Source organism: Maribacter luteocoastalis, assembly GCF_048890225.1.
GTDB lineage: Bacteria > Bacteroidota > Bacteroidia > Flavobacteriales > Flavobacteriaceae > Maribacter > Maribacter luteocoastalis.
Genome location: NZ_JBMFZG010000005.1, coordinates 95,210 through 120,621, shown reverse-complemented (window position 1 = coordinate 120,621; position 25,412 = coordinate 95,210). Strand labels below are relative to the sequence as shown.

At 39.6% G+C, this 25,412-nt stretch carries 18 protein-coding genes; 13 read left to right on the top strand and 5 right to left on the bottom strand.

Annotation, left to right across the window (positions count from 1 at the left end; genetic code table 11):
• Complete coding sequence (locus tag ACOCEA_RS11215; protein WP_420756337.1) at positions 1-3,789, bottom strand: beta strand repeat-containing protein; 3,789 nt, start codon at positions 3,787-3,789, stop codon at positions 1-3.
• A 296-nt stretch (positions 3,790-4,085) separates the two neighbouring features.
• Between ACOCEA_RS11215 and ACOCEA_RS11210 the strand changes: the two genes are divergently transcribed.
• From ACOCEA_RS11210 to ACOCEA_RS11185, 6 genes are all read left to right on the top strand, one after another.
• Positions 4,086-4,829 carry a hypothetical protein gene (locus ACOCEA_RS11210; protein WP_420756336.1) on the top strand — a complete coding sequence of 248 codons (744 nt, stop codon included), beginning with the start codon at positions 4,086-4,088 and terminating at the stop codon, positions 4,827-4,829.
• Positions 4,819-5,595: a carboxypeptidase-like regulatory domain-containing protein gene (locus tag ACOCEA_RS11205; RefSeq protein ID WP_420756335.1), complete on the top strand. Its 777-nt coding sequence runs from the start codon at positions 4,819-4,821 to the stop codon at positions 5,593-5,595. The genes ACOCEA_RS11210 and ACOCEA_RS11205 overlap by 11 nt, the downstream gene beginning before the upstream one ends.
• Positions 5,596-5,644: 49 nt before the next feature.
• Complete coding sequence (locus tag ACOCEA_RS11200; RefSeq protein ID WP_420756334.1) at positions 5,645-6,151, top strand: DUF6702 family protein; 507 nt, start codon at positions 5,645-5,647, stop codon at positions 6,149-6,151.
• Between the two features lie 60 nt (positions 6,152-6,211).
• Positions 6,212-8,521, top strand: a complete 2,310-nt coding sequence (locus ACOCEA_RS11195) for a M1 family metallopeptidase (RefSeq protein ID WP_420756333.1) — start codon at positions 6,212-6,214, stop codon at positions 8,519-8,521.
• A gap of 80 nt (positions 8,522-8,601) precedes the next feature.
• Entirely contained in the window at positions 8,602-8,940 is a 339-nt protein-coding gene (locus ACOCEA_RS11190) for a Sec-independent protein translocase subunit TatA/TatB (protein WP_420756332.1), read from the top strand.
• A 7-nt stretch (positions 8,941-8,947) separates the two neighbouring features.
• Positions 8,948-9,523: a phosphatase PAP2 family protein gene (locus tag ACOCEA_RS11185; RefSeq protein ID WP_420756331.1), complete on the top strand. Its 576-nt coding sequence runs from the start codon at positions 8,948-8,950 to the stop codon at positions 9,521-9,523.
• On the opposite strand, the gene ACOCEA_RS11180 is transcribed toward ACOCEA_RS11185, so the two are convergent.
• The gene (locus ACOCEA_RS11180; RefSeq protein WP_420756330.1) at positions 9,486-10,127 is read right to left on the bottom strand and encodes an O-methyltransferase; all 642 of its coding nucleotides are present in this window, start codon (positions 10,125-10,127) and stop codon (positions 9,486-9,488) included. The genes ACOCEA_RS11185 and ACOCEA_RS11180 overlap by 38 nt on opposite strands.
• Positions 10,128-10,188: 61 nt before the next feature.
• Here ACOCEA_RS11180 and ACOCEA_RS11175 point away from each other — a divergent pair, with 61 nt between their 5' ends.
• The 3 genes from ACOCEA_RS11175 to ACOCEA_RS11165 all read left to right on the top strand — a co-directional run bounded on the left by ACOCEA_RS11175 (position 10,189) and on the right by ACOCEA_RS11165 (position 13,294).
• Positions 10,189-10,659 carry a GNAT family N-acetyltransferase gene (locus tag ACOCEA_RS11175; protein ID WP_420756329.1) on the top strand — a complete coding sequence of 157 codons (471 nt, stop codon included), beginning with the start codon at positions 10,189-10,191 and terminating at the stop codon, positions 10,657-10,659.
• Between the two features lie 68 nt (positions 10,660-10,727).
• A complete protein-coding gene (gene kynU / locus ACOCEA_RS11170; RefSeq protein ID WP_420756328.1) occupies positions 10,728-11,993 on the top strand; it encodes a kynureninase in 1,266 nt (421 codons plus the stop codon).
• Positions 11,994-12,139: 146 nt separating this feature from the next.
• Positions 12,140-13,294: an MFS transporter gene (locus ACOCEA_RS11165; RefSeq protein WP_420756327.1), complete on the top strand. Its 1,155-nt coding sequence runs from the start codon at positions 12,140-12,142 to the stop codon at positions 13,292-13,294.
• Positions 13,295-13,297: 3 nt separating this feature from the next.
• On the opposite strand, the gene ACOCEA_RS11160 is transcribed toward ACOCEA_RS11165, so the two are convergent.
• A complete protein-coding gene (locus ACOCEA_RS11160) occupies positions 13,298-13,972 on the bottom strand; it encodes a hypothetical protein (protein ID WP_420756326.1) in 675 nt (224 codons plus the stop codon).
• Between the two features lie 77 nt (positions 13,973-14,049).
• Between ACOCEA_RS11160 and ACOCEA_RS11155 the strand changes: the two genes are divergently transcribed.
• From ACOCEA_RS11155 to ACOCEA_RS11140, 4 genes are all read left to right on the top strand, one after another.
• Positions 14,050-14,679 (top strand): RNA polymerase sigma factor, encoded by a 630-nt coding sequence (locus tag ACOCEA_RS11155; RefSeq protein ID WP_420756325.1) that lies wholly within the window; start codon positions 14,050-14,052, stop codon positions 14,677-14,679.
• Complete coding sequence (locus ACOCEA_RS11150; RefSeq protein ID WP_420756324.1) at positions 14,679-14,867, top strand: hypothetical protein; 189 nt, start codon at positions 14,679-14,681, stop codon at positions 14,865-14,867. The genes ACOCEA_RS11155 and ACOCEA_RS11150 overlap by 1 nt, the downstream gene beginning before the upstream one ends.
• A gap of 7 nt (positions 14,868-14,874) precedes the next feature.
• The gene (locus ACOCEA_RS11145; protein ID WP_420756323.1) at positions 14,875-15,702 is read left to right on the top strand and encodes a mechanosensitive ion channel family protein; all 828 of its coding nucleotides are present in this window, start codon (positions 14,875-14,877) and stop codon (positions 15,700-15,702) included.
• Between the two features lie 91 nt (positions 15,703-15,793).
• A complete protein-coding gene (locus tag ACOCEA_RS11140; RefSeq protein ID WP_420756322.1) occupies positions 15,794-16,342 on the top strand; it encodes a ClpP family protease in 549 nt (182 codons plus the stop codon).
• Positions 16,343-16,398: 56 nt separating this feature from the next.
• Here the strand turns inward: ACOCEA_RS11140 and ACOCEA_RS11135 are convergent, their stop codons facing one another.
• Together ACOCEA_RS11135 and ACOCEA_RS11130 are read right to left on the bottom strand one after the other, a co-directional pair.
• Positions 16,399-17,304 (bottom strand): PorP/SprF family type IX secretion system membrane protein, encoded by a 906-nt coding sequence (locus ACOCEA_RS11135; protein WP_420756321.1) that lies wholly within the window; start codon positions 17,302-17,304, stop codon positions 16,399-16,401.
• 309 nt (positions 17,305-17,613) lie between these two features.
• Positions 17,614-25,371: a Calx-beta domain-containing protein gene (locus tag ACOCEA_RS11130; RefSeq protein ID WP_420756320.1), complete on the bottom strand. Its 7,758-nt coding sequence runs from the start codon at positions 25,369-25,371 to the stop codon at positions 17,614-17,616.
• Between the last annotated feature and the right edge of the window lie 41 nt (positions 25,372-25,412).

Below are 25,412 nucleotides of genomic sequence, written 5' to 3'. Positions count from 1 at the left end.
TTAAAAGTCTGTAATAGTAAAGAACCATTCTGCAACCACTAGCGAATTCCCAGTATTTTGTCGGATTTCTACTGTAAAACCAGCATTAGTTTGTGAAGTAACATAAATTCTATTGTCACCAACCACAGTCAATTGGATTATATAATTATTATCTGGCCTGGTAGTGGTAAAATTAACAGTATTAATACCACCTCCTCCCGATACAGTAGCCCCATCGGCATTAATTGAATTTGCTCCATTTGCCTTTCCCATTACTACTACAGCCGGTTCAGACCATTCTGTACCGGTGATAGTTGATTTTAGGATATCACCAGGATTTCCTTGATTACCATTCTCATCTATTAATAGTTCTGTCAATTCTAAACTTCCTTCAGCAATAATTTCCAGTCCGTTTCCAACGGATTCTGTTAATTTCAAAATTTCTTGTCCTCCTGCTGATAATGAAAGTTCGTCTGCAGCAGGACTCCACATGCCTGTGTCTGTGTCGCCGTTAAATCTGTAAGAAGGTTCGCTACCATCTAATGCTCCATTTGAATTTAAAATACCCTGTACTCTAATTGCTCCTTCAACATGTAATTTATTTGTGGGGTTGTTGGTGCCAATACCAACGCTTCCTGATCCATTTAAATTAAAATTAAAGCCACTTAAATCATGAGTTCTATTTGCATTTAATATAAGTCCATCAGTGCTAAATAAATTTTGCCCAGAAGTAACCGAAATATCGAACCCAATACCATTTGGGGTAATTCCCACGGTCCCGTCACTTGAGATCAAGGGTTGTATTTCATTGGTGATGTCTCCGTCCACCTCTGCGGTCAGATATCCGTTGTTTCCCGCGGCTGTGTCAACAAGGGCTTCGAGGTCCACACTACCGTTGAACCCCCCGTTGGCGCCGGTTACATTCAAGCTTGTCCCTGCCGTTGCTATTCCGGAGACTACTCCGTCAGCCGCCCCAGTTGGTATGGTAACGGTTCCACCTCCGTTGGAAAGGGAAAGGTCGTTTCCTAAAATAGAAAGAGCCTGTATTTCATTGGTACTGCTTGTGTCGCCGTCAGTGGTAATATGGTTGTTGATCAATGTAGTGTTCGCCGTTATGTCGGCTGATTCATCCAGTACGGACAGGTCAACGGTCACAGGCGCCACCGCGTCATCTACAAGTGAGATACTAAGTATGTTCGTTGGGCTGAGAGTGAACTCGTCCACCGTCTGGTCGTCGGTATCCGTTAGGTTTGGCGTAATCCATGAATAGTTCCCGGCTGCATCGGTTGAAAGCACATCCCCCGCTGTGGCCGCGGAGTCGTCGGGCAGCTCGATTTCGTTCGTGTCGCTAAGGTCCCCATCAGCGGTAATATGGTTGTTGATCAATGTGGTGTTCGCCGTTATGTCGGCTGATTCATCCAGTACGGACAGGTCAACGGTCACAGGCGCCACCGCGTCATCTACCAGTGAGATACTAAGTATGTTCGTTGGGCTGAGAGTGAACTCGTCCACCGTCTGGTCGTCGGTATCCGTTAGGTTTGGCGTAATCCATGAATAGTTCCCGGCTGCATCGGTTGAAAGCACATCGCCGGATGTGGCGGCGGAGTCGTCGGGCAGCTCGATTTCGTTCGTGTCGCTAAGGTCCCCATCAGCGGTAATATGGTTGTTGATCAATGTGGTGTTCGCCGTTATGTCGGCTGATTCATCCAGTACGGACAGGTCAACGGTCACAGGCGCCACCGCGTCATCTACAAGTGAGATACTAAGTATGTTCGTTGGGCTGAGAGTGAACTCGTCCACCGTCTGGTCGTCGGTATCCGTTAGGTTTGGCGTAATCCATGAATAGTTCCCGGCTGCATCGGTTGAAAGCACATCCCCCGCTGTGGCCGCGGAGTCGTCGGGCAGCTCGATCTCGTTTAAAGCATCGGTATCACCATCGGCAAGTTCAGAGGTCGCTATAGCAGCTGCTAGTTCATCATCTGTAGCAAATTCCGTATTAAGGTCTATAGAATTACCGGGAGTTGCAGGAATGGTTAGGGAAACAACGCTTCCTGTTAATTGAATATCCTGTAACTCGTTTGTTGGATTTTCTCCGCCAGCAGAAATGGTTGCGATGTCCAATTCATCTTTCAATTGTTCAATAGCCAATTGGGTGTCTGTTGCTGAAAGAGTTACATACGGATTAAAAGGTACTTGGCTGGCATTTTGGTCGGAGCCCAGGATTGGGGTAAGGTCTACTCCTGCGCCATCCGTTATATTCAAAATATTGCCCGTTAGGCTTAAATCTTGGTCATCGGTATCTACTCCACCCAGGATTGGGGTAAGGTCTACTCCTGCGCCATCCGTTATATTCAAAATATTGCCCGTTAGGCTTAAATCTTGGTCATCGGTATCTACTCCACCCAGGATTGGGGTAAGGTCAACTCCTGCGCCATCCGTTATATTCAAAGTATTGCCTGTTAAGCTTAAATCTTGGTCATCGGTATCTAATCCACCCAGGATTGGGGTAAGATCAACTCCTGCGCCATCCGTTATATTCAAAGTATTGCCGGTTAAGCTTAAATCTTGGTCATCCGTATCTGCTTCGCCCAGGATTGGGGTAAGGTCAACTCCAGTGCCATCCGTTATATTCAAAATATTGCCGGTTAGGCTTAAATCTTGGTCATCGGTATCTACGGTGCCAGGTGGAAGGTCAACGAAACCGCCATTTGTTAGGGAGATTCGTGTGCCCGCTGGGTTAATACTTAATTGCTGTTCATCGGTATCTACGGTGCCAGGTGGAAGGTCAACGAAACCGCCATTTGTTAGTGAGATACGTGAACCGGCAGGATTTATTGTTAGTTGTTGTTCATCAGTATTGTCTAAATACCGAGATAGGTCCACATCATTGCCATTGCTAATGGCGAGATGGTCATTGTTAATGCTTAGTGTCTGTTCATCGGTACCCGTATTGTTCAATCCACTTAAATCTATGGTATTACCAGTTGCGGAATTGGTAAGGCTTAAGGTATTTGTTGCAGTATCAAAAACAAGATCTGTTAACTCATTGGTCTCATCGGTATCGGTATCGGCCAAGATATGGGTGGCGATACTAATGGTGTTATCATTAATGCTATTTTGGGTGTCGTCAGACAAACGTATTGGGTTGGCGATTGTTCCATCGCCAGATATCGAAATACCGTCTGTATTGGCCCCTTGTAAACTACTGGCATCTTTCCATAGGACGAGGCCGTTTTCATCAGTGGCTAATACTTGATCGGCAAGGGTGTTGGCAAGGTCTGTAGGCTGAATACTACCATCTATTATTTCAATAGATCCCACAGAGTTTTGGCGAAGTTCACTGGAGCCTACGCTATCCTCACCAAGCTTATCTTGCGTAATAGAATTATCTTGTATATCATCGCCAATAATACCCCCATCTACAATATTTTGGCTTCTAATACTATTCTGTGCCACTTCCAGATTATAGCTATTATCTGTTTCTACAATACTAATGGTACTGGCTACATTGTCTATGGGGTCATTGGTAATGATAAAACTGGCGGCATCACACAGGTTGATCCATTCCGTGCCCGTGTAATAATGTATGCAGTTGGTATCGGTATTATAAACCAAACCACCTCTTTGCGGTGTTATAGCGGTCATTTGGTCTGTAGTAGCTTTGGTAATTACCAAGACCCTAGAATTGCTTTCAAGTTCCAAGACCGAAGCGGGATCTATATTTTGTGGATTGTCACCTATTTTAATTTGTGCGTATACGGCCGGGGCAGTAACGAACATAAGTATAAATAAAACGACTATAGCTTTCATAATGTGGTCTTTAAAGAAACAAATTAGGGGGAAGACAAAAATAGGATTATATCTAAATTAACCCTTATTTCAAGGTTTAAATTATGCGAGTATCAGTTAAAACGAAGGCTATATTCGGTGAAGTGAAAACCAATTTGTTGACCAATAAAAAAATAGCTACTTTGTTTCAACAAATTATATACTATAGAAATTAACAAAAGATTAGTGGCCCGTTTTTTTTTAAGACGGGAACTTGTATTTTCTTTATATGCTTTTAATTGTATTCCACATGGTGGGAATGCCCTGAACAAACTCTTATGATCAAAAATTTACTTTCCCTGATATTTATTTTTCAACTCACTTTTGCCATGGCACAAGATGATGGCAGGGTGCTTTTACGTGGTGAGGTACTGTACAAGAATGTGAGTGTTGCCAATGAGTATGTGATCAACTCCACTACCGAACAGGCTACGGTGACCAATAAGGATGGCGAGTTTGCAATTGCTGTAAAAGTTGGTGACGAACTGGTGTTTACCGCCGTAAATTACCAGTATGAAATGGTAAAGATTACCCCGGAAATATTGGCGAAAAATAGATTGGTGGTGGCTGTAAACGAAAAGGTGACAGAGCTAGATGAGGTGGTAGTGACACCAGAGGACCAAGAGCGTTATTTACAAGTGAAAAACGAGGAGTTTAAAGAATACGAATATGAAGTGGATAGGGGTACGGAAGTAGAAAACATAGCCCTGTCCAGAGCTGAGAGGGGAATGACAGATGGTATTAATTTTGCGAATATCTTTAGGGCTATTTTTAAAGCCAAGGATACAGCCGCAGAGGAAGGGCCTAAATTGTTGGTGAGTGATGTATTACGACAAGTGTATGACGATCAGTTTTTTGTGGTAGACCTGCAAATTCCACAAGACAAGATCAATACATTCTTATTGTATTGTGATGAACGTATGCCCACAAGGTCGCTGCTCAAAAAGGAGAATGAGTTTCAGTTGATAGATAATTTGGTAAACCTTAGTAAATCGTTTCGCAAAGAACTGAATGAGGAGTAATATCCTTTGGCTATTGTTTTTGGCACCTGTTTTTACAATGGGTCAAAATAGCATGGTCAAGGATTTGGAAGGCAGGGTATATAGTAAGGATGGCGATGTAGCGGCCACCCATGTCTTGAATACCACTACACAGCGCGCCACAATTACCGATAATAATGGTTTTTTTAGTATTCCCGTACGGGTAAATGATACTTTGGTCTTTTCTGCCATTCAGTTTAAAAAGAAAGAATTGGTAGTGAGCCAGGCTATGTTGGAAAGTAAACTGGTAATGGTGCCGTTGGAAGATGCCTTGGAGCAATTGGACGAGGTGGTGGTTATGCCCTATAACCTAACCGGTGATATTATAAAGGATGTAACTACCTTGGAAACAGCGCCTGTGGTTACCGCCTCTACCTTAGGGCTGCCCAATGCTTATGTAAAAGTGCCTACAAAACCGGAAAGGGAATTATATGAGGCCACCACAGGAGGTGGAATATTGCCGCTAAACCCAATTTTAAACGGAATATCGGGAAGGACCAAAATGCTCAAGAAGCGTATAGCGCGTAATAATCTGCTTAGTAGAACCCAGAGGGTACAAGCGTTTTATGCCGATTCACTATATAGGGCCGAACTAAGGATTCCTGAGAATAAAACCGACGACTTTTTCTATTTTTGCGAAATTGATAGTGCCTTTCAATCAGTAGTAGACACGCATGATCTATTTAAAATCTGGGAATATTTGGAAAAAAGAAGTTTGGCATATCGAATGAACAACGGATTAGAGTAATAATTTTGGCACATACTTTGCTCTAATGCAACTAAAACACACAAGAATTATGGGATTATTAAAAAAGGGGATACTAATACTTTTGTTACCCTTATTTGCATTTACCATCGCACATAAATTTTACATAAGCGTAACCAATGTAGATTACTCCGAAAAAGACGATGCCTTGCAGATTACCACGCGTATTTTTTTAGACGATTTAAATGCCGTACTTCATGAACGGTATGGTATAGAAGCTAAATTGGGTACCAAAAATGAAACGGAGTTAGATAGGGAATACTTTGAGAAGTACCTAAGGGCCAAATTTACCGTAACAACCAATGGGGAGTTAAAAAAGTACAACATATTGGGTAAAAAATATGATACAGATATGATAATCTTCTATTTAGAAGTGCCTAAAGTAAACCTGCCCCAACTTAATAGTATAACTATAGAGAATGAGCTTTTGACAGACTTATACGATGAACAACAAAATGTAGTACATTTTAAGATAAAAGGAAAGAAAAAAAGTTTTGTTTTATTGAAGTCTGATACTAAAGGAATGTTAAATTTATAACATAGGTTAATAAATTATTTAAAAAACTTTATTTTTCGGTGTTATAAAATTATGATAAAAATGATAAGATTAAAGTATGCCTTAGCTTCGGTTTTATTTTTGTTTGCCGCAGTTTCTTTTGCACAAGAAGAAGGGGAACAAAAAAGGGAACCAGGCCACACCAACCAAAGCACGTTCAAGCAATTATATGAGGAATTTGCTACACCAAACACCTATCGTTCCGCATCAGGTGCGCCAGGTCCAGATTATTATCAGCAGCAAGCTGATTATGTAATGGATATTATGTTAGATGATAAGAACGCTAAAATTTTTGGTACGGAGACCATTACCTATACCAACAATTCTCCAGATGATTTAGAGTACCTATGGGTTCAGTTAGATCAGAATGTACGTGCCAAAGACTCTAAAGCACCCTTGAGGGATGGTGGGGGAGTGCCATTGGCAGAACAGCCAGGAAGTTTTGCCAGTAAATATATGGGTGAACCATTTGATGGGGGTTTTAATATAGATTATGTGAAGGATAACTCGGGTAACAACCTCCCATATACCATAAACTTTACAATGATGCGTGTAGATATTCCTTCTCCGTTAAAGAGTGGTGAGAAATATTCTTTTTCTGTAAAATGGAACTATAATATTCCAGATCACACGGTAAACCGCGCCCGTTCTGGTTTTGAGTACTTTCCAAAGGATGGTAACAGGGCGTATGTAATTGCGCAGTTTTTCCCAAGAATGGCAGTCTATAGTGATGTAGAGGGATGGCAAAACCACCAATTTTGGGGTAGTGGCGAGTTTGCCTTGCCGTTTGGGGATTATGAAGTAAACATTACCGTGCCTGCAGACCATGTTTTAGATGGTACAGGAGTACTTCAGAATAGAAAAGAAGTATATTCCAAGGAAATGATGCAGCGTTACGAGCAAGCCAAAAAATCGTATGACAAACCTGTAGTTATCGTTACACAAGCAGAGGCGGAAGCGGCTGAAAAAGGTTTTTCCGATAAAACAAAAACCTGGAAATTAAAAGCAGAGAATGTTAGGGATTTTGGTTTTGCCACTTCCAGAAAGTTTATTTGGGATATGCAGGCCGTAAAATTAGGTAACCGAGATATAATGGCGGTTTCTATGTATCCAAAAGAAGGGAACCCACTTTGGGAAGAGTATTCTACCAAAGCGGTTGCACATACATTAAGATCTTATTCATCACATACCTTTGATTACCCTTATCCTAAGGCTATATCTGTACATGCCAAAAATCAAGGTATGGAGTATCCAATGATTTGTTGGAATTACGGGAGGCCAAATGAGGATGGTACGTACTCTGACAGGATAAAATATGGCATGATCAGTGTTATTATTCATGAAGTAGGCCATAATTTTTTCCCAATGATAGTTAACTCCGATGAGCGCCAATGGGGTTGGATGGATGAAGGTTTGGATACTTTTATGCAATACATGGCAGAGCAGGAGTTTGGGGAAGCCTACCCAGAAGCCATTGCACCAAATGATGCATATCCATCAAGAAGAGGTGCGCCAGAAAAAATAGTACCTTATATGAGTGGAGACCAAAGTACGATCTCACCAATCATGTCCAATCCAGAAAATGTTTACCAATTGGGGCCAAATGCTTATGGCAAACCGGCTACCGCATTAAATATTTTACGTGAGACGGTTATGGGTAGGGAGTTGTTTGACCATGCCTTTAAGACCTATGCTAAAAGATGGATGTTTAAACACCCAACACCAGAGGATTTCTTTAGAACCATGGAAGATGCTTCCGCGGTAGATTTAGATTGGTATTGGAGAGGATGGTTCTACACCACTGATTATGTGGATATAGGAGTAAAAGGAATTAAAAAATACTACGTTAGCGATAAGCCCAGCCAAAAAATGCGCGAGTATATGGCGGCTCGAAATATTACTGAGGCAGATTTACTACCATTAGTATATTTAGAGGAAGAGGATGCAGAAGGTTTTGACCCTAATTTAAAAGGTAAGAAGCCATCTGAAAATTCCCAGACCTTAAAGGAATTTATGATGGATAACATGACCGAGGCCGAAAGGGCAGCCGTTAAAGAACCAAAATTTTTCTATGAGGTAACCTATGACAAGCCGGGTGGTCTTCCTATGCCATTGATAGTAGAATATACCTATGCTGATGGTACGGTGCAAAATATCACCTACCCACCAGAAATATGGAGAAAGAATAATGATGAGGTGAAATTGGTTCTTTCTTCCAATAGCGAGTTAACAGGTATCATTGTAGATCCCAAGTTAGAGACCGCAGATATTGATACTACCAATAACTCTTGGCCCAAGAAAGAGGAACAAAACGATTTTGATAAGTTCAAGGAAAATATCAAAGGAAAATAATTAACAATTTTTAATTGTAAAAGCCCCGTAAATTTACGGGGCTTTTTTATTGGCAATCTAAACTTGTTTATATTTGTAGTATGATTTCAACGTATTTTTTATTCATAAGCGGGGCTGAGATTTTTTTCATCATGTTTATTGTGGTGATGGTGTTTGGAGCGGATAAAATTCCAGGAATCGCCAAAGGCCTAGGTAAGGGAATGCGACAATTGCGCGATGCTACCGAAGATATTAAACAAGAGATTAAAAGAAGTGCCGATAAGCAAGGTATAGATACCAAGATAATCACAGATATCAAAAAGGATATTGATGATGTTAGAAGTAGTATTGACACCGGTATTACAAAAGACATTAAATCGGAATTTGGTGACATTGGTAAGAAAATTGGTGATGTTTCCGGTACTATAAAAAGAAAGTAGGCCCCTTATGTTAGAATGGCTTCTAGAATGGGACCGTAATACTTTTGTTTACCTTAACGCCCTAGGTATAGAACAATATGATGTCTTTTGGTCTACCGTTACCAAAATTACCACTTGGATACCCCTGTTCATTTTTTTTGGGGTATTAATTTTTCGGAATTTTTCTAATAGACAGGCCCTTTTTGTTATACTTACTGTTTTAATAATGGTGCTTTTCGTCACCACACTTACTGATCTTACCAAAGAGGCGGTTGCCCGTTTACGTCCTAATAATGATGAAGGTCTAAATACGGTAATACGTATTTTAAGAAGTCCTACAGGCTATAGCTTTTTTTCCGGTCATTCTTCCAGTTCTTTCTCTATAACAACCATTGTTTTTTTGTTTTTGAGAAAACACATTAAATGGGTTGGTCTTTTTTATATATGGCCCTTACTTTTTGCTTTGAGCAGGATTTATGTAGGTGTACATTTTCCAGTAGACCTAATTGTTGGTGCCCTGGTGGGGATATTTTCCGCGTGGTTATTTTATCGTTTATACCATATTCTTATCGTACCCTACTTAAGGTTAAACCGTCTCGAATAGGTAATAAAACCGTTTCTAGTTTGGGATGTTCCTTTAGTTTTTTATTATAATCCAACAATACTTTCGTGGTTTTGTCTTTTGGGTTCAATGGTTCTACTACTTTACCTGACCATAGTACATTATCTGATAAAATGACGGTGCCTGGTCTTGTTTTGGGAAGAATAGTTTCTAAGTAATTGAGGTACTGTTTTTTTTCGGCATCAATAAAAATAAGATCAAACTGTACGTCTATAGCTGGTATAAGATCCAACGCATTGCCGGTATGCTGTATTATCTGCTTTCCAAAACCACTTTTGTCAAAATACTTTCGTTGCATCGCAAATAATTCCGCATTGACATCTATTGTGTGTAGTTCGCCATTTTTCTGTAAGCCTTCTGCCAAGCACAATGCGGAATAACCAGTATAGGTCCCAATTTCTAAAATGTACCTTGGGTTGATAATTTTAGAAAGTAGACTTAGCACCCTGCCTTGAAAATGTCCCGTGATCATTCTAGGTTGAATTACTTTTAGGTGTGTTTCCCTGGTAAGTTCTTGAAGTAATTGTGGTTCATCTTGCGAATTTTCGGCAAGATAATTTTCCATTACAGATGATAAAAAATGCATAGGATCTTTTTGCAAAAATAAGGTATTATGTAGTATTTTAAGGCTTTATAAAGGAACCGTCATGACTAATGAAATAAGGGTGAGAGCTGCCATTGAAAAAGACTTGCCCATATTGTTGCAAATGGAACAAGGTGTTATTGGCGCAGAGCGTCCCTTTGACCCAACCATAAAGCTAGATCCTGTTAGGTATTATGATTTGCAGGCCATGCTCTTAGATGATAAGGCCAAGGTAATGGTTGCCGTTTGTCAAAATAAAATTATTGGTAGCGGTTATGTGTTAGTGAAGAAAGCAAGGCCATACTTAAACCATGAAAACTACGCTTATTTGGGTTTTATGTACACCTTGCCTGAATTTAGGGGAAACGGTGTAAATGCGCTCATTATTGATAAACTAATACAATGGTCCCATGAAAATGGATTTAAAGAAATAAGACTAACGGTATATGAAGATAATCAAGCAGCTATTCGGGCTTATGAAAAAGTAGGATTTAAAAAACACATAGTGGAAATGCGGATACCAATTGAAGATTAAAAAAATACGTCTAAGAATGAATTTCTCTTTGCTGCTATAACTGTATTTTTACTTAAAATTAAGATGGAATGGAATTTAAGAATACCTTATCCTTTGCACGGGAACTAGATAAAGAAGATGCTTTACATGCCTATCGTGATAAATTTCATTTTCCAAAAGTAAATGGAAGGGATGTCATTTACTTTACAGGAAATTCCCTTGGGTTACAACCAAAACGTACCAAACAGTTTGTAGATGATGTTATGGTAGATTGGGCCGAACTTGCGGTAGAAGGTCACTTTTATTCTGAAAAACCTTGGTGGGATTATCATGAGCAACTAGCCGTTCCCTTGGCTAAAGTTGTAGGCGCTAGCCCTAATGAAGTTACTGTTATGAATACCCTAAGTGTTAACCTACATTTGTTAATGGTCTCCTTTTATACGCCAACCCAAAAACGGTTTAAAATTCTATGTGAGGAAAAGGCTTTTCCCAGTGATCAATACATAATACAGAGTCAGGTACGTTTTCATGGTCTAAATTGTGATGAGGCTATTGTTGAGGTTAAAAAGCGTGAAGGGGAGCATTTTTGGCGAACCGAGGATATCTTGCAAAAAATTGGTGAAGTCGGTGATGAGTTGGCCTTGGTACTTATTGGAGGTGTAAATTATTACAACGGTCAAGTAATGGATATGGAAACCATTACCAAAGCTGGAAAAGAGGCAGGTGCCAATGTAGGTTGGGATTTGGCACATGCAGTTGGAAATATAGCCTTGCAATTACATGATTGGGGGGCGGACTTTGCAGCTTGGTGTAGCTATAAATACATGAACAGTGGTCCTGGAAACGCCTCGGGAATATTTGTACATGAAAGGCATTTGAACAAAAAAGACATACCAAGGTTTGAGGGCTGGTGGGGAACCAAAAAAAAAGAGCGATTTTTAATGAAGCCTACTTTTGAGCCCATGGAAAATGCCGATGCATGGCAGATCAGTAATCCTCCAGTATTGGCCATGGCACCCTATTTGGCCTCATTGGAATTATTTGAGGAGGTAGGCATGCAGGCACTCATAAAAAAAAGGGATAGCATTGTATCCTATTTGGAGTTTGTCCTAAAAGAAATTGATGCCGAGGTAGAAAGTAGTTTTGAGATTATCACCCCTAAGGCTAGGGGTTGTCAGCTTTCGGTTTTTTTGCATGGAGAAGGCAGGGAGCTTTTTGATCATTTAATGGAAAACGGAGTAATTGTAGACTGGAGGGAACCCAATGTAATCCGTTTGGCACCTGCACCATTTTACTGTTCGTATGAGGATATGTACCGTTTTGGACAAATTTTAAAGGCTGGAATTTTGAAATAAAAGGTCTAAATTGCCAAGTAATAAGGAGAGTGTGGGCAGTAAAAAATCTTTATATTGATTAGTTATATTGGATATTTTTTAGTTTAACCAACAACCAACAACCAACAACCAACAACCAACAACCAACAACCAACAACCAACAACCAATGAAATCACTACGACTTATTTTAAGTAATGCCCGTTATTTTGGTCCATCTTGGGTGTTTGCCAGCCTAAATATGCTTTTTGGTACTTGGGCAATTTATATTCCAACGGTAAAGCAAACCTTACAGATTGATAAATCGCAGCTAGGTTTTGCCATTTTCTTTTTGTCCCTTGGGGTATTTTCAGTCTTTCCTTTTGCCTCATCAATAATAAATAGAATAGGCGTTGGCAGGTGTACATGGTATGGTGTCTTGTTAAGTTGTGTAGCGGCAATGCTTCCGCTTATGGCGCCTGGCTATTTTACCTTAATGGGTGCATTGTTCCTTTTTGGTGCGTCAAACGGCTTTACGGATATTTCTATGAATACACTGGTGACGGAATTAGAAAAAAAGGATAATGCGAAGTTTATGTCTGCTTCACACGGATTTTTTAGTCTAGGAGGTGTGATGGCAGGATTGGGTAGTTTTTTAATCGGTCCATTGGGCAATCCTGTATTGCATATGTTTATGGTTGTATTAATTGTACTTACGATTAACGTGATATTCTATAAAAATTACATTCATGAGGTCGCAGAAAATATAGAAAAAGAGCCCTTTAGTTTTGGACTCTTTAAACCTTTGTTGCTTCTGGGGATTGTTTCTTTTATTGCTATGGGTAGTGAGGGTGCCATAGTGGATTGGAGTGGATTGTATTTAAAGGAAATAAGTATCGCACCTGAAGCCTTATGGGGAGCGGGATTTTTAGGCTTCCAAATAACGATGACATTGGGGCGGTTCTTGGGAGATGGAATTAGTGGTAAAATAGGGTCTGTGAAAATGGTGGCATTAGGTGCTGGCTTAGCTATTTTAGGCTACATTATGGTGTTAACTACCAATACCTACATGGCTATTATCGGTTTTTCGCTAAGTGGTCTTGGTTTTTCGGTAATGGTACCAGAGCTCTTTAGGATCGGAGGAAAGGTGAAAGGGGTCGAATCTTCCAAAGGGGTCGCGTTTATAGCAGGGGCCGGTTATAGTGGTTTTTTATGTGCCCCACCAATATTGGGTTTTTTGGCAGAGAATTATTCGTTAAAAATTAGTTTTGTGGTATTGTTATTTGTTGCCCTAATTATTTTGGGGTCTACCTATTTACTTTATAAAAAAAGAGCGAAAAACTAAAGTTTATTTTACCTCTAAACCAGAGAAATAAAGCATAAAGTTGCCCTCTTTCATTTTATGCATTGTACTTAAATGTAATCCATTTAAAGTTTTATAATCCTCCCAGCTAGTGATTATGTTAGGTTCTTCTTGGTTTGATTTTCTAAATACCCATTCTTTGATGATGTAGTCATCTTCAAAGTAAAAGTCATACGCATCACCAGGTGTATAGCCCCCTTCGTTGTTATAAACAATAGTCAGTTTTTGCATTTTAGCGTCGGTCATTGGCGCGTTTGAAATGCTATCATGTTCATAGGTGAAACTTTTATTGTCCCAAATAAGCTGGTAAGGTGCCAAAAACCAATATTTGTCATTTACAAAGTTTGCATCTGTCTTTGCTAATGTGCTATCCACTGTCTTTCTGTTGTAACTAACAGTATCTTCATGTGTCATGAATACCACGTCGTTGGATTTTGGTTTCCATAACCAAGTGCGTTCAAAATGCGAAGAATCACGGTCAACATTAAAGGTGAATTTTAAACTGGACACCTCTTTCCAATTTTCATATCCGTTTGCAGTTGCGATTTTTTCCAAGATTGTTTTTTCTTTTTCAAGCTTAGGTTTTTCCTCTTTTTTATCGGTTTTACAACTGGTTGTCAAAACTAAGAGCATTAGGAGGCAGCTAAAAATGTTTTTCATGGAAACTGGATTTATATCTAAAGATATTAATAACTAATTCTTTAACCTATTTTTGCAATTGTTAAAAAAATAAACAAGTGACCTTCTTACGCAAACTGTGTCTTATTATCATAAGTAACCAATTCAAAACCAAATTGGAAGCTAATGATCCCTATAAGGATATAACCGATGAGGAGCTTGTTGAAAAGATAGCAGCCAAGCGAGACTCTATGTTATTTGGAGTAATATATGATCGCTATGCTAAAATGGTGTACAATAAGTGTTTTGGTTTTGCCAAATCACAAAAGGAGGCAGAAGACCTAACGCAAGATGTTTTCTTAATGGTTTTTGTGAAATTAGGTTCGTTCAAGGGAAAATCAAAATTTTCTACATGGTTGTATTCCTTCACATATAATTTTTGTGTTAATTACGTAAATAGGGACAAGAGTAGAAAAATAAGTGACAGGTCCAATGATTTAAGTGATGAGGAGTATAGCTTATCACAGGAAGTAACGGATGAGAGTTTGTTAGAACTACAAGTAGAAAAATTAAAACAGGCCATGGAGATGATACCTGTTGAAGATAAAACAATATTGCTTCTTAAATACCAGGATGGTGTTTCAATAAAGGAGCTGGAAACTACAATGGAACTTGGAAACAGTGCCATTAAAATGCGCTTAAAAAGAGCTAAAGCCAGAGTAATTGAAGCCTATAATTCCTTACCCTAATGTTAGAACAGGATAAAAATCCATTTAAGGGAATGCAAGGAGATCTTAAGGATGTCCCACCGGAATTACGTCAAAAAGTGATGAATGATGTGGCTTTGGCCAAACTTATTATGGATATGGCAACACTGTTTACCTCTAATTATGGCAAACTTATCGCAGGACTCTTAAAAACCAATAAAAATAAATAAACAAACCATGAAGACACTAAACGAACTTAAAGATACCGTATTGGAAAGTTTTGGAGGTATACTGGCATCTGCCGCAGAGATGATTCCCCATATTGTTTTGGGTATTGTAGGCTTGATCTTAGTGTGGTTGTTAATTAAGCTTATCCTCTTTATTTTAAGAAGGATCCTTAAGGCGGCAAAAATAGATGTGCTTTCGCAACGTGTAGCCGATGCTAAACTTTTTGGGGATAAACAACTTAAAATAGATTTGTTGAAGCTAGTTTTAACCGTTGTTAAAATACTTTTGATTTTAATGTTCACTGTGGTATTGGCACAATTGTTAGCTTTAAATGCCATTTCTGATGCCATTTACTCCTTACTTGGTTATTTGCCTACTTTATTAAGTGCTTTGTTAATACTTATTGGAGGCCTTTATTTAGCCACAGTGGTAAAAAATGCTACTCTCAAGTTATTTGAATCTATTGAGATAGGAGGATCTAAAATGATAAGTGGTACTCTTTTTTATCTGATCACTTTTTTTGTATCTATTACGGCCTTAAACCAAGCTGGGGTGGATACTCAGATTATAACCAGTAATTTCACCTTGGTTTTGGGAGCTTTTTTATTGGCCTTCGCCTTGGCATTGGGTCTAGGGGCAAGAGAGGTTGTTGGTGATTTATTGCGTACATTTTATTCAAGAAAAATCTATGAAGTTGGGGATAAGGTTAAAATAGGGAAGATAGAAGGTACAGTGGAGGCTATTGATAACATTTCAATGATTGTAAAAACAAAAACCCGTAAGCTAGTGGTTCCTATTAAAAAAGTTGTTGGCACCACTGTTGAGGTCGACGATTAAAAATTTTTTAATGTTCTGTTTTTGTCGATTTTTATAATGATACGTTTCATAATTAATTCCTTAATTTTGAGATAGATTAAAAATTAAAAATATGAGTTCTAAAAAAGGAAAGATACAAGAGGCGATAGACGAAAAATTGTTAGGGGAAAGAAAGGTATTTCTATGGGGAATGGTAGATGATGATACCGCTAAACATGTGATTGATAGATTGTTGTATTTGGATATGCAGAATAATAAAGAAATACAACTTTACATAAATAGTCCTGGTGGTTACGTAACTTCTGGATTTGCTATGTATGATACTATAAAATCCTTAAAAAGTCCTGTTTCTACTATTTGTACAGGTTTGGCGGCATCTATGGGTTCTATCTTATTATCTGTTGGTAAAAAAGGTCGACGCTTTATACAGCCCCATGCACAGGTCATGATACACCAGCCAAGTGGTGGCGCTAGGGGGCAAGCCTCTAATATTGAAATACAGGCAAAGGAAATTATCAAGACAAAGGAATTGAGTGCCCGCCTGTTGGCTGAAAACTGTGGTCAGGATTATGAAAAGGTACTTAGGGATTTTGATAGGGACTATTGGATGAATGCAGAGGAATCTCTTGCATACGGTATTGTGGATGGTATTTTGGAATAAGGTATATTTTTAAAACAAAAAAAGTCCTACATATTGAATGTAGGACTTTTTTTGTTTTAAAAATATCTAGGTGATTTCATTGGGCCAGTTTTTCTTTTTCCTGGCTCAAAAATTAAAATAATCTCATGAGTTCCTCCAGTATAAGGTCGTATAGTTCCTGTTGGGAGGTCATAAGCGTACCCAATCCTAAAATCTTTAGTAATCTGGTAATCCAACAATGCACCAAAATTGGAGGCGTCGTTAAGTCTATAAGAGGCCCCTACCCAAAACTTGTCGTTAAACAAGAAGTTTGCGGTTAGATCATACGTGGCCGGAGCGCCATTGGTAATCTTGGCAATCGCCGTTGGCTTAAATTTCACTGCATAGGAGAGGTCAAAAACAACACCACCTATGGCATAATAACTATTTCGCTCCAGTGCCTCAAACTCACCGTCGTTCAAATCAGTGTTTAATATTCTAGGTGATGACACTCCTGTGTACCAGCGATTACTTCCAATGAAAATACCCGCGCCAAAATTAGGTTTCCAATTATTGAAATTAGAATTGAAAAAGGGGTCGTTACTGTCTGGGTTGTTAAGGTTGTAGTTGGTAAACCCTCCTTTTAATCCAAAAGACATTTTTACCCTCTTATTAAAAGGAACGGTATAGGAAAAATCCCCGTAAATATAATTGGTACTTTCAAAACCTAGTTTATCATTAATGTATGATATACCCAAACCAATTTTTTCATTTCTTAAAGGAGTATGTACAGACAAGGTATTTGTTCTTGGATTTCCTTCCAAACCTGCCCATTGGTTTCTATGTAAAAGGGTTACATTCAATGTTTCCCTACTACCAGCATACGCCGGGTTTACGGATATGGTATTGTACATATACTGTGTAAACTGAGGTAATTGTTGAGCAGCTAAGGTAGTGCCAATAAATAGTATTGATAAGAGTAATAGTTTCTTTATAACGTTCATAGATTTTGGGGTAAAACGTTTTTTTCTTTTAATAAGTAGGTTAATTCTGGCGTAAATTTACCATGCCCCACTGTTTTTTCAATAATTTACACGTTTAAACACAATCAAAAATCGATTTTTATCCCATATATCGTTTAACTGTACTTATTTGTAGGTTAGTGAAAAAGGTGGTTAGTCCTTTGTATTCGAGAGTTAAAGTTGTTTTTACTAATGTTTGTCAGTTTTATTGTAATCGGTTATAATTGTCAATTGTGATTTTCAATTGAATGTTCCAAGAATCTGTTAGACACTGTATCTTGTTATTGATCACTATGGAGTTCCTAAATAGATATAACCATTAATTTGTTTGATGTCTTCTCCAATTACATTAACTATATAATAGTAAGTTCCTGTAGGTAAATGACCAGATGAGCCTAGAGCGTTGTTTGGAGAATATCCACCCCAATTATTTTTATAATCCACTGCTTCATAGACTTTATTTCCCCATCTATTAAAGATCATAACATTAAAGGTATTGTCGCAATACTCAGCACCTTTAATCTCAAATAAATCATTAATTCCATCACCATTAGCAGTTACTGCTTTTGAAATGGTGAATTCATCCACATTACAAGGTATACAGTCCCTATTCACCGTAATAGTGAAATCCACAAAATACTTACAATCACCTCCTATTGAACTATATTCTATTTGGTATGTTTCTACCTGGTGCTGCATTGGGTCGAAAATACTGCCATTAAGAACTACATCTGAACCTACAGGGGTAAACGTCCCGTTGGTATCAAATCCTTGTGGTAGATAGTCCACCAAGTCTATAGGCTCATCCTCAATACAAATATCTATTGTGATTTCCTGTAGTTGGTGTTGTAAAACAAATATCAATTGTTCAAAAGTAGCTGTGTTTCCACAAGAATCCGTTACGTTCCAACTGCGGACGATTATATAATCATCTGAATCCACTGCATCCTCTCTGGTCTCATCAAAAACCACGGTATAACCGCCACAACCTCCTGTAAAGGTCAATTCTGGTGCAGCTGGTATGGGGTCTCCGCAAAGTACCGTCATTTCTTCTTCATAAACACTTTGCATAATAGGGTCTGCAGGAGGGACAGTTATAGTTTGTGTATGGGTAGTGGTGTTACCGGCACAATCAGTCGCCGTCCATGTTCTTATCACTTCATAGCCCGTAGCACAATTTTCATTGTTGGTAATGGTCTCGTTGAAAGTGACCAAAACATTACCTTCACAAAAATCTATGGCTGTAAGTACCTCAGCTAATGGAACGCTATCACAAGAAACAGTAGCATCTTGTGGTAAGGCTTCCGAAAAAATTGGTGCAATAGTATCTACAAAAGTAATTATCTGCTCATGTGTCCTAACATTACCTACACAATCCGTTATGGTCCAAGTCCTGTTTATGGTATATTCCGTTGGACAACTATCATTGTCCCCCGCGATGGTCTCGGTTAAATTAGTTGTTATTGAACATGTACTTGCAGATGTTATAGCTTGGACTGGCGGTATTGGGTCACAAGCCTCTACTGTGATATTTTGTGGCCATGGTTCATTGCCATCATTATCCAAGATGTTCACTGTAGCTGAGTCATTGACTAAAATAGTTACTGTCGTAGTTGAGATATTGCTCAACAATACATTGAAATCCTCGGTATTTTCAATGACAATATCATCTATGATGATGAGGTTTATGGTCTGTATGTTTGCATTGGTGCCGCCAAAGGTCAATGATTGTGTGCCAGATGGAATTCTCACATAGTCCAAATCGTTTGAAGCACTATTGGCTATAGTGTGATATTCAAGCGTAAACTCATCCTGTACGTTGCCATTAAGTACCACATTCAGTGAAATTGTCCCTGCATCTTCGTTAATGGTAATGCTGTTAACATCAAACTGTACACCTATGGAAAGGTCGTTGTCGTTGTCTGTAATATTTCCGGTTGCATTACCATCAATACTATTTACAAGACCTGTTGAAATGTTGGATAGACCTATGTCAAGTGCCTCAGTTACTTCAATAATGGCATCGTCAATAATGGTAACCGTAACAGAGCGGACTTCTCCGTTGGTTCCATTAAAGATCAATGTGCCCGTATTGGATACCACAGTGTAATCGTTAGGTGCTATTGCAGAGCCATCCGTAATATTGAAATCTACTGTAAAACCACCTTGGACATCCGCATTGAGAGTCACATCAAATGTGGCTGTACCAGCTGCTTCGTCAACTGTAAAGTCGGCCACAGAAATTCCAAAACCTGGTCCACCGTCATTGTCTGTAATGGTGCCGATGCCATTGGCATCGACCATGTTGATACTTGTATTGGATATGTTGGACAATGTAATGTTCAGGTCCTCGGGACTCTCGATAATGTTGTCGTCCACGATGTTTATGGTCACCGTTTGTGTATCGCCGTTGGCGGTACCTGCGGGGAAGGTCACTGAAGTACCCGGTGTTGCCATGGTGTAGTCCCCCGGATACACAGCGGTACCATCGGTCACTGCGAAGTCAACGGTGAAAGAACCTGCCACCGTAGGACCTGTATAGGTGATCACGTAGTCCGCCGTACCCACCGATTCGTCCACGGTAAAGTCTGCCACGGAGATACCCTCTCCCAGTGGGGTTCCGTCGTTGTCGGTAATGGTACCGATGCCATTGGCATCGACCATGTTGATACTCGTATTGGATATGTTGGACAGGGTGATGTCCAGGTCCTCGGGACCTTCGATAATATTGTCGTCCACAATGTTTACGGTCACGACCTGCGTATCGCCGTTGGCGGTACCTGCGGGGAACGTGACGGAGGTTCCCAGTGTTGCCACGGAGTAGTCTCCCGGATTTACGGCGGTACCATCGGTCACGCTAAAGTCCACGGTAAATGCCCATGCCACCGTTGGCCCTGTATAGGTGATCACAAAGTCCGCTGTGCCCACCGATTCGTCCACGGTAAAGTCTGCTACTGAGATTCCCTCGCCAGGTCCCGAGCCATCATTATCGGTTATATTAACAGTAGCTTGTGGGTCTAGTATGTTGATTATGGCGGAAGATGGATTTAAAATATTCACCAAGAAATTTTCTGTGGGTTCTATTAAATTATCATCAATGATGGGAACCGTAATTTGTTGTATTTCCCCATCTGTTCCGCTAAAATTTAATGTATTATTGGTTAGGATAAAATCGTCTGGAGCTATTGCGGTATTGGCCAATGTACTATAATCCACAGTAAAACCACCAGGGAAATTACCATTAAAAATAACGTCTACTATAGCTGTGCCACTTGCTTCGTTTACCGTTATATTATCATCTACGAAAGTAACATCGCCAAAAGCCGGAGAAGTAGTGCTGGCAATGACTAAAGAGAGAATATCGCAGAAACAATTGGACGTGCCAGGAGCGAATTCAACAACAATATTACTGTTGGCACCACAAAAGGTACTAGAGTCAAATGTGAACGCTTCTTGAATACTTGTACCCGCTGGTATTCCTTGACTTAGGCTTCCTGTGTATATGGCACTACCTGTTTTTGTACCTGTACCATCTGCACAATACACTTCATAGGTCATACCGGAAGTCAAATCAACAGTTCCTGTGTTTTCAAGTCCAATTTCAATGGCATAGTTCGTATTTGGAGAACCTTGTGCATATTCTGCGGTAGCGGTAAATGATGACTGTCCTAAAACACCTTTGGTAATGGTCAATTGTGTATTGGCCGTGCCTGTTTCAATCTCTGTTGTGCCACAGGAAACCCCACCACAGGTTAACCCAGAGACCGTTACGTAAGTACTTAGGCCAATTGTATAGGTTCCTGCGCAGATATTTGCTGTACTTTGTATACCAAAATCATATGCAATTAAATCTGTTGTGCCTGCACCAGAAGGTAAGGCAATTTCAATTTCTTCATGATCCCCTACGGTAACTGAATTTACGTAGGTAGCTGTAACCGTACCTGTAGATACAAATGAACCAGGTTCATAAATGAGTCCTGCCGGCAATGCTATTCTGGTAAAATCATTGGTTCCTGTAGTACCGTCAACGATATAGGTCTCAACAGATACAATTTCCATATCACAACCGGCTAAATTAGGAGAACTTATAGCAACACTATTGGTACTGTATGGTGGCTCTGCACCGGTAATGATAACTGGGTCACTGGCCAAACGGCTACCACTTCCCAATGCTGGTGTGCCACATGGGTTATTACCTGTAACAATGTATTCCGTACCTGTATTGGACCGGTAATTACATTGTGGGTTCAAGGTCATATTTATGATTGCAATTTGCTCATCCAAAGAACCAGCACCATAAGAACCCGAAATTCCATTCTCAGCATTTATAATCGTATGTTGCAAAAGATCTATGGTTACGGTATTGCCAGCGATTGTTGGAGTTATGCTTTCAGAATTACCTGAATTTCTTGGGTACTCGATCTGCAGGTCTGTAAAGGTAAGCCCAGTAATATCGCCAGGAACATCAAATTCTAAGACGGGATTAACAAAGTCGCCCTCACCGGCATTACGGACTTCCAGTACAACATTATAATCGGTACAGGTGTCCACCGTTGTAGTAGGTTGACTTAAAATATCTAATTGTACTGCAGCTTTTACAGGTTGTAAACTAAATGTTTGCTCATGAAAATAGGGTAAACCCGTATAGCTACTGGGGTAACTTGTACAGTCATAGTTTTGGGATGCCTTTATTTCTTGTAGATTACAATCGTTTAACGTACCCTCAAACCTAATAATCTTGGTATTATCTATCCATGCTTCCATAGCACCAAATTCTATATAGTAAATACCGGCTTCTTCTACAACATTCAGAGGTGATTCTATGCCACCATTATCTAAAAATGCCCCAGTAATATTGTACCCTGTTCCAGGATCAACCCGTAACCAGTTATTACTTATTTCTTGAACGGCGCCATTACTTACATGTACGGTAAAACTTACCAGTTCTGAATTACCAATAACATCTGGTTCGGGACTACCAATAGTAAATGATTTATTGTAATAATTGAAAACCTGTGTATCTGTCTCGGTTATTGAAGCTGCACCATCCGCATAGGCAAAATCTACATAGGTAGCAGAGATGGCAAAATTAGACATTGCCGGTGTGGCACTGGTAGCATAAACAGGAATACTAATATTTGGATAATTATTACCTCCTTGATCTAAATTTCTAAATTTAGCCGTAGGGGTTATGGTAACAATATTTCCTGATACACTGTAGGTTAAACCATTGTTCCATGTAGCAGCATCAGCATTTTCTGGTTGTACGTATGGAAATCCCCAAGAACTTGCCTCATTGTCAAATATCATTCCTTGCGGTATTTCTATGCTAGCAGATTCTAAAAGAAAAGGTGGTCTAAATTCATCTGGGAATTTATCGCCTAAACCAGAAAACGAATCAATAGTAACTTCAATCCAACTTCTATCACAACCTGTCACAAAATTATCATTGTTGGGCGTAACCTTAACATGATTGTCAAAATAGAATGCCCTGTCATTAAACACTTCACAACTAGTTTTGGTGCCTCCGCCATCAAAACTGTAAAACTCTCCCGAAAAACTGTAAAACTCATAGAGCCTTCCTTGCTCTGGGAAAATATCTTTAAACCTAAAATGAAGTTCTAATTCTATTTCATCATTTTCAAAACCCTCACCATATTCGTATGTAGGTGATATAAAGGAACGATAACTAGAAAGATCAAATGTCATTCTGTTATCATTTACACCAAAAGTGTTTATAGTAGGTGCTACCGTTATTGCTGTTGTTTGAATGCCAGAAGATAGATCGTTAATGGTTATGGTACCATTTTCATATGCAATAATATCAGACATATTTAGCCCATTGTCATCAGTAACATAATGTAGTTCTAGGAACAAGTTGTCCTTTACATCATTAATCATTACTGCAGAAGTAGTAATCACCATTTCATCCTTGGCCATATAATACTTAGTGGCATGAACGGCAGGGTCTAAGGAAACCTTGGTGCTCATCGTATCATCCGTCCAACCGGAAGTTGCCCTATTGGCTACAAAAGAGGTGGTCGTGGGTCCTGTACATGCATCAGGACAGTGGGTCTGTATTTCAAAATTACCGCAATGTATGTCCCTGTTAAAGCAAGAGCTTTCATAACGAGTGGTATAAGGGATGCTCATGAGTTCTGGTCCTACATAAGTGGCGCAGTCAATGTTCAAAGGAAAATCAATAGGAATGAGTAATGAGTAACTATCTTGAAAAAAGTCAGCTAAATTGGTCTCTGAAAAGGTGATGGTATTACCAGATTGTGAGTAACGGGAATCTGCTGAGGTGTCTAAGCTTACTCCTGTTGGAACGGTCATTTCCACCCTATATAGAGTGCTCAGGTCATTGGTGAACATTTCTGTTCCGTTACAGGTAGGTTCTTCATAGATACCATCAAGCCTTCCCGTGAAATTAATATGGAAAACTTCGCCGGGGGAGGCATCTTGGTCATAGTCTTCTGGGGTAGTCCAATTAAAAAGTGCAGGCGCATATACTTCACTGGAATTTTGGTCTTGTCTTTTGGTGTCCGTGGGTTTTGTGCAAGTGTTTACCGACCATACCTCAATGCGTAATTGTTCATTTTGCAAGAAATAATTATTCCATTCATCACAAATGGGAGTATCCGGTAGCATGGTCATATCAAAAAGTACGTCGGTACTTTCCCCAGGAGCCAAGTCGTCATAAAATCCATCACCATCCAAATCTTCAAGTCCACCAGGACCATCTGGGTCGGAGGTCAATACATCTGAATCCAGAAAGTAGGAACCTAGACCCGTGGTTGGTTCAACGGAATGTACCCATCTGGATGGTGTAAAGGAAGAACCGCCAGCGAATCTAAAATTATCCAATTGTCTTTGGTTGGTTCGGTCGTCTCCCCAAAGATAATTAGCACCCTCCGTAGATCTTTCACCATACCAACCATACCCTATATTTATGTTGATATCATATGCATTTTGAGCCGCGGCATCGTTAGCAACTCTATTCGTATAGGTGACAGGGGCATCCCATCTTGGAATGGTGGGGTAGTTGATTCTTTCCAACGTCAAGTTTGGATATTCCTGCTCTATGTTGAAAAATCCAGTAATAGTCGTACCTATTTGACAATAGGTACCTGCGGTACAGCCCCACCTGGGACTATGTTGGGTATTTTCGTTCTCTGCACATTGGTCTAAGGATAGACGCTCTACCAAGGTTATGGTCTCGTTTTCAAATAGGTTATCCCCATCGCCAACCTGTCCAGCAAAAGGGGCATTATTTAAGTCTATGGTGTAATTGTAAGTGCCTCCAGAAATACTGGTAGGTGTCAATACGCTGCCATTGAATGATAACTGGTAATTATTTCTTAAAAATGTACTTACTTCAACTTGGTGGTCAAAGCTCTGTACACTTCCGTTACCAGAGTTTCTTATGACCACGTTTCTAGTTTGTACCCCACCCACAAAATCTGACATTCCTGGTAGGTTGTCCACAGCCAAAAAGGCCCTAAAAAGGTTATAGGAATTTACACTAGGGTCATTGTCGGTTACTGTTTGCGTACCTTGACTATCGTTAAAGGTAATGGTATGGGCATCTTTAAAAAGACCACCTCCATATGAGAATTGCACGGCATCACAATCGGCCGTTTTTTTGTAGGTAAAAGTAACCTGGTCATTAATTTGCCATGCCACATTTCCAGGTCGCTCTAGTCGAAATATAGGTTGGTTAAGGTCCGTGATATCCACTTCTGAAAAACTGAAATCACCTGAACCTGTTTGAAAGGTTATTGTACCTGAACCCGCTTGGTAGTAAACTCCATCTGGTAAATCAAAGGCTATTTCAAAGTCGGTCGTGGTGGTCTGCTTGCTCTGCACGGTAACTGTACTAAGTCCGTTATTGGCATCGTTACATGCCTTAAAACTTAACGATGATAAGTCTACCCGTATTTTGTTTGTATTGATTTGTGCCTCAATAGACTGTATGGTGCCTAAGGTTAATAGCATAATTGCTATTGTTTTTAGTAGCACTTTATAAGAAGAGAAAGTTTTCTTCATATATTGTTATTTCGAAATTTTGATTACTTAAAAACAAAACC

What these genes read in the sequence shown, in the direction of transcription:
- kynU (WP_420756328.1), top strand. Translation starts at nt 10,728, where the DNA reads ATGGAATTTAAGAATACCTTATCCTTTGCACGGGAACTAGATAAAGAA.
- ACOCEA_RS11145 (WP_420756323.1), top strand. Translation starts at nt 14,875, where the DNA reads ATGAAGACACTAAACGAACTTAAAGATACCGTATTGGAAAGTTTTGGA.
- ACOCEA_RS11185 (WP_420756331.1), top strand. Translation starts at nt 8,948, where the DNA reads ATGTTAGAATGGCTTCTAGAATGGGACCGTAATACTTTTGTTTACCTT.
- ACOCEA_RS11165 (WP_420756327.1), top strand. Translation starts at nt 12,140, where the DNA reads ATGAAATCACTACGACTTATTTTAAGTAATGCCCGTTATTTTGGTCCA.
- ACOCEA_RS11205 (WP_420756335.1), top strand. Translation starts at nt 4,819, where the DNA reads ATGAGGAGTAATATCCTTTGGCTATTGTTTTTGGCACCTGTTTTTACA.
- ACOCEA_RS11140 (WP_420756322.1), top strand. Translation starts at nt 15,794, where the DNA reads ATGAGTTCTAAAAAAGGAAAGATACAAGAGGCGATAGACGAAAAATTG.
- ACOCEA_RS11160 (WP_420756326.1), bottom strand. Translation starts at nt 13,972, where the DNA reads ATGAAAAACATTTTTAGCTGCCTCCTAATGCTCTTAGTTTTGACAACC.
- ACOCEA_RS11130 (WP_420756320.1), bottom strand. Translation starts at nt 25,371, where the DNA reads ATGAAGAAAACTTTCTCTTCTTATAAAGTGCTACTAAAAACAATAGCA.
- ACOCEA_RS11135 (WP_420756321.1), bottom strand. Translation starts at nt 17,304, where the DNA reads ATGAACGTTATAAAGAAACTATTACTCTTATCAATACTATTTATTGGC.
- ACOCEA_RS11150 (WP_420756324.1), top strand. Translation starts at nt 14,679, where the DNA reads ATGTTAGAACAGGATAAAAATCCATTTAAGGGAATGCAAGGAGATCTT.
- ACOCEA_RS11215 (WP_420756337.1), bottom strand. Translation starts at nt 3,789, where the DNA reads ATGAAAGCTATAGTCGTTTTATTTATACTTATGTTCGTTACTGCCCCG.
- ACOCEA_RS11195 (WP_420756333.1), top strand. Translation starts at nt 6,212, where the DNA reads ATGATAAGATTAAAGTATGCCTTAGCTTCGGTTTTATTTTTGTTTGCC.
- ACOCEA_RS11200 (WP_420756334.1), top strand. Translation starts at nt 5,645, where the DNA reads ATGGGATTATTAAAAAAGGGGATACTAATACTTTTGTTACCCTTATTT.
- ACOCEA_RS11190 (WP_420756332.1), top strand. Translation starts at nt 8,602, where the DNA reads ATGATTTCAACGTATTTTTTATTCATAAGCGGGGCTGAGATTTTTTTC.
- ACOCEA_RS11175 (WP_420756329.1), top strand. Translation starts at nt 10,189, where the DNA reads ATGACTAATGAAATAAGGGTGAGAGCTGCCATTGAAAAAGACTTGCCC.
- ACOCEA_RS11210 (WP_420756336.1), top strand. Translation starts at nt 4,086, where the DNA reads ATGATCAAAAATTTACTTTCCCTGATATTTATTTTTCAACTCACTTTT.
- ACOCEA_RS11180 (WP_420756330.1), bottom strand. Translation starts at nt 10,127, where the DNA reads ATGCATTTTTTATCATCTGTAATGGAAAATTATCTTGCCGAAAATTCG.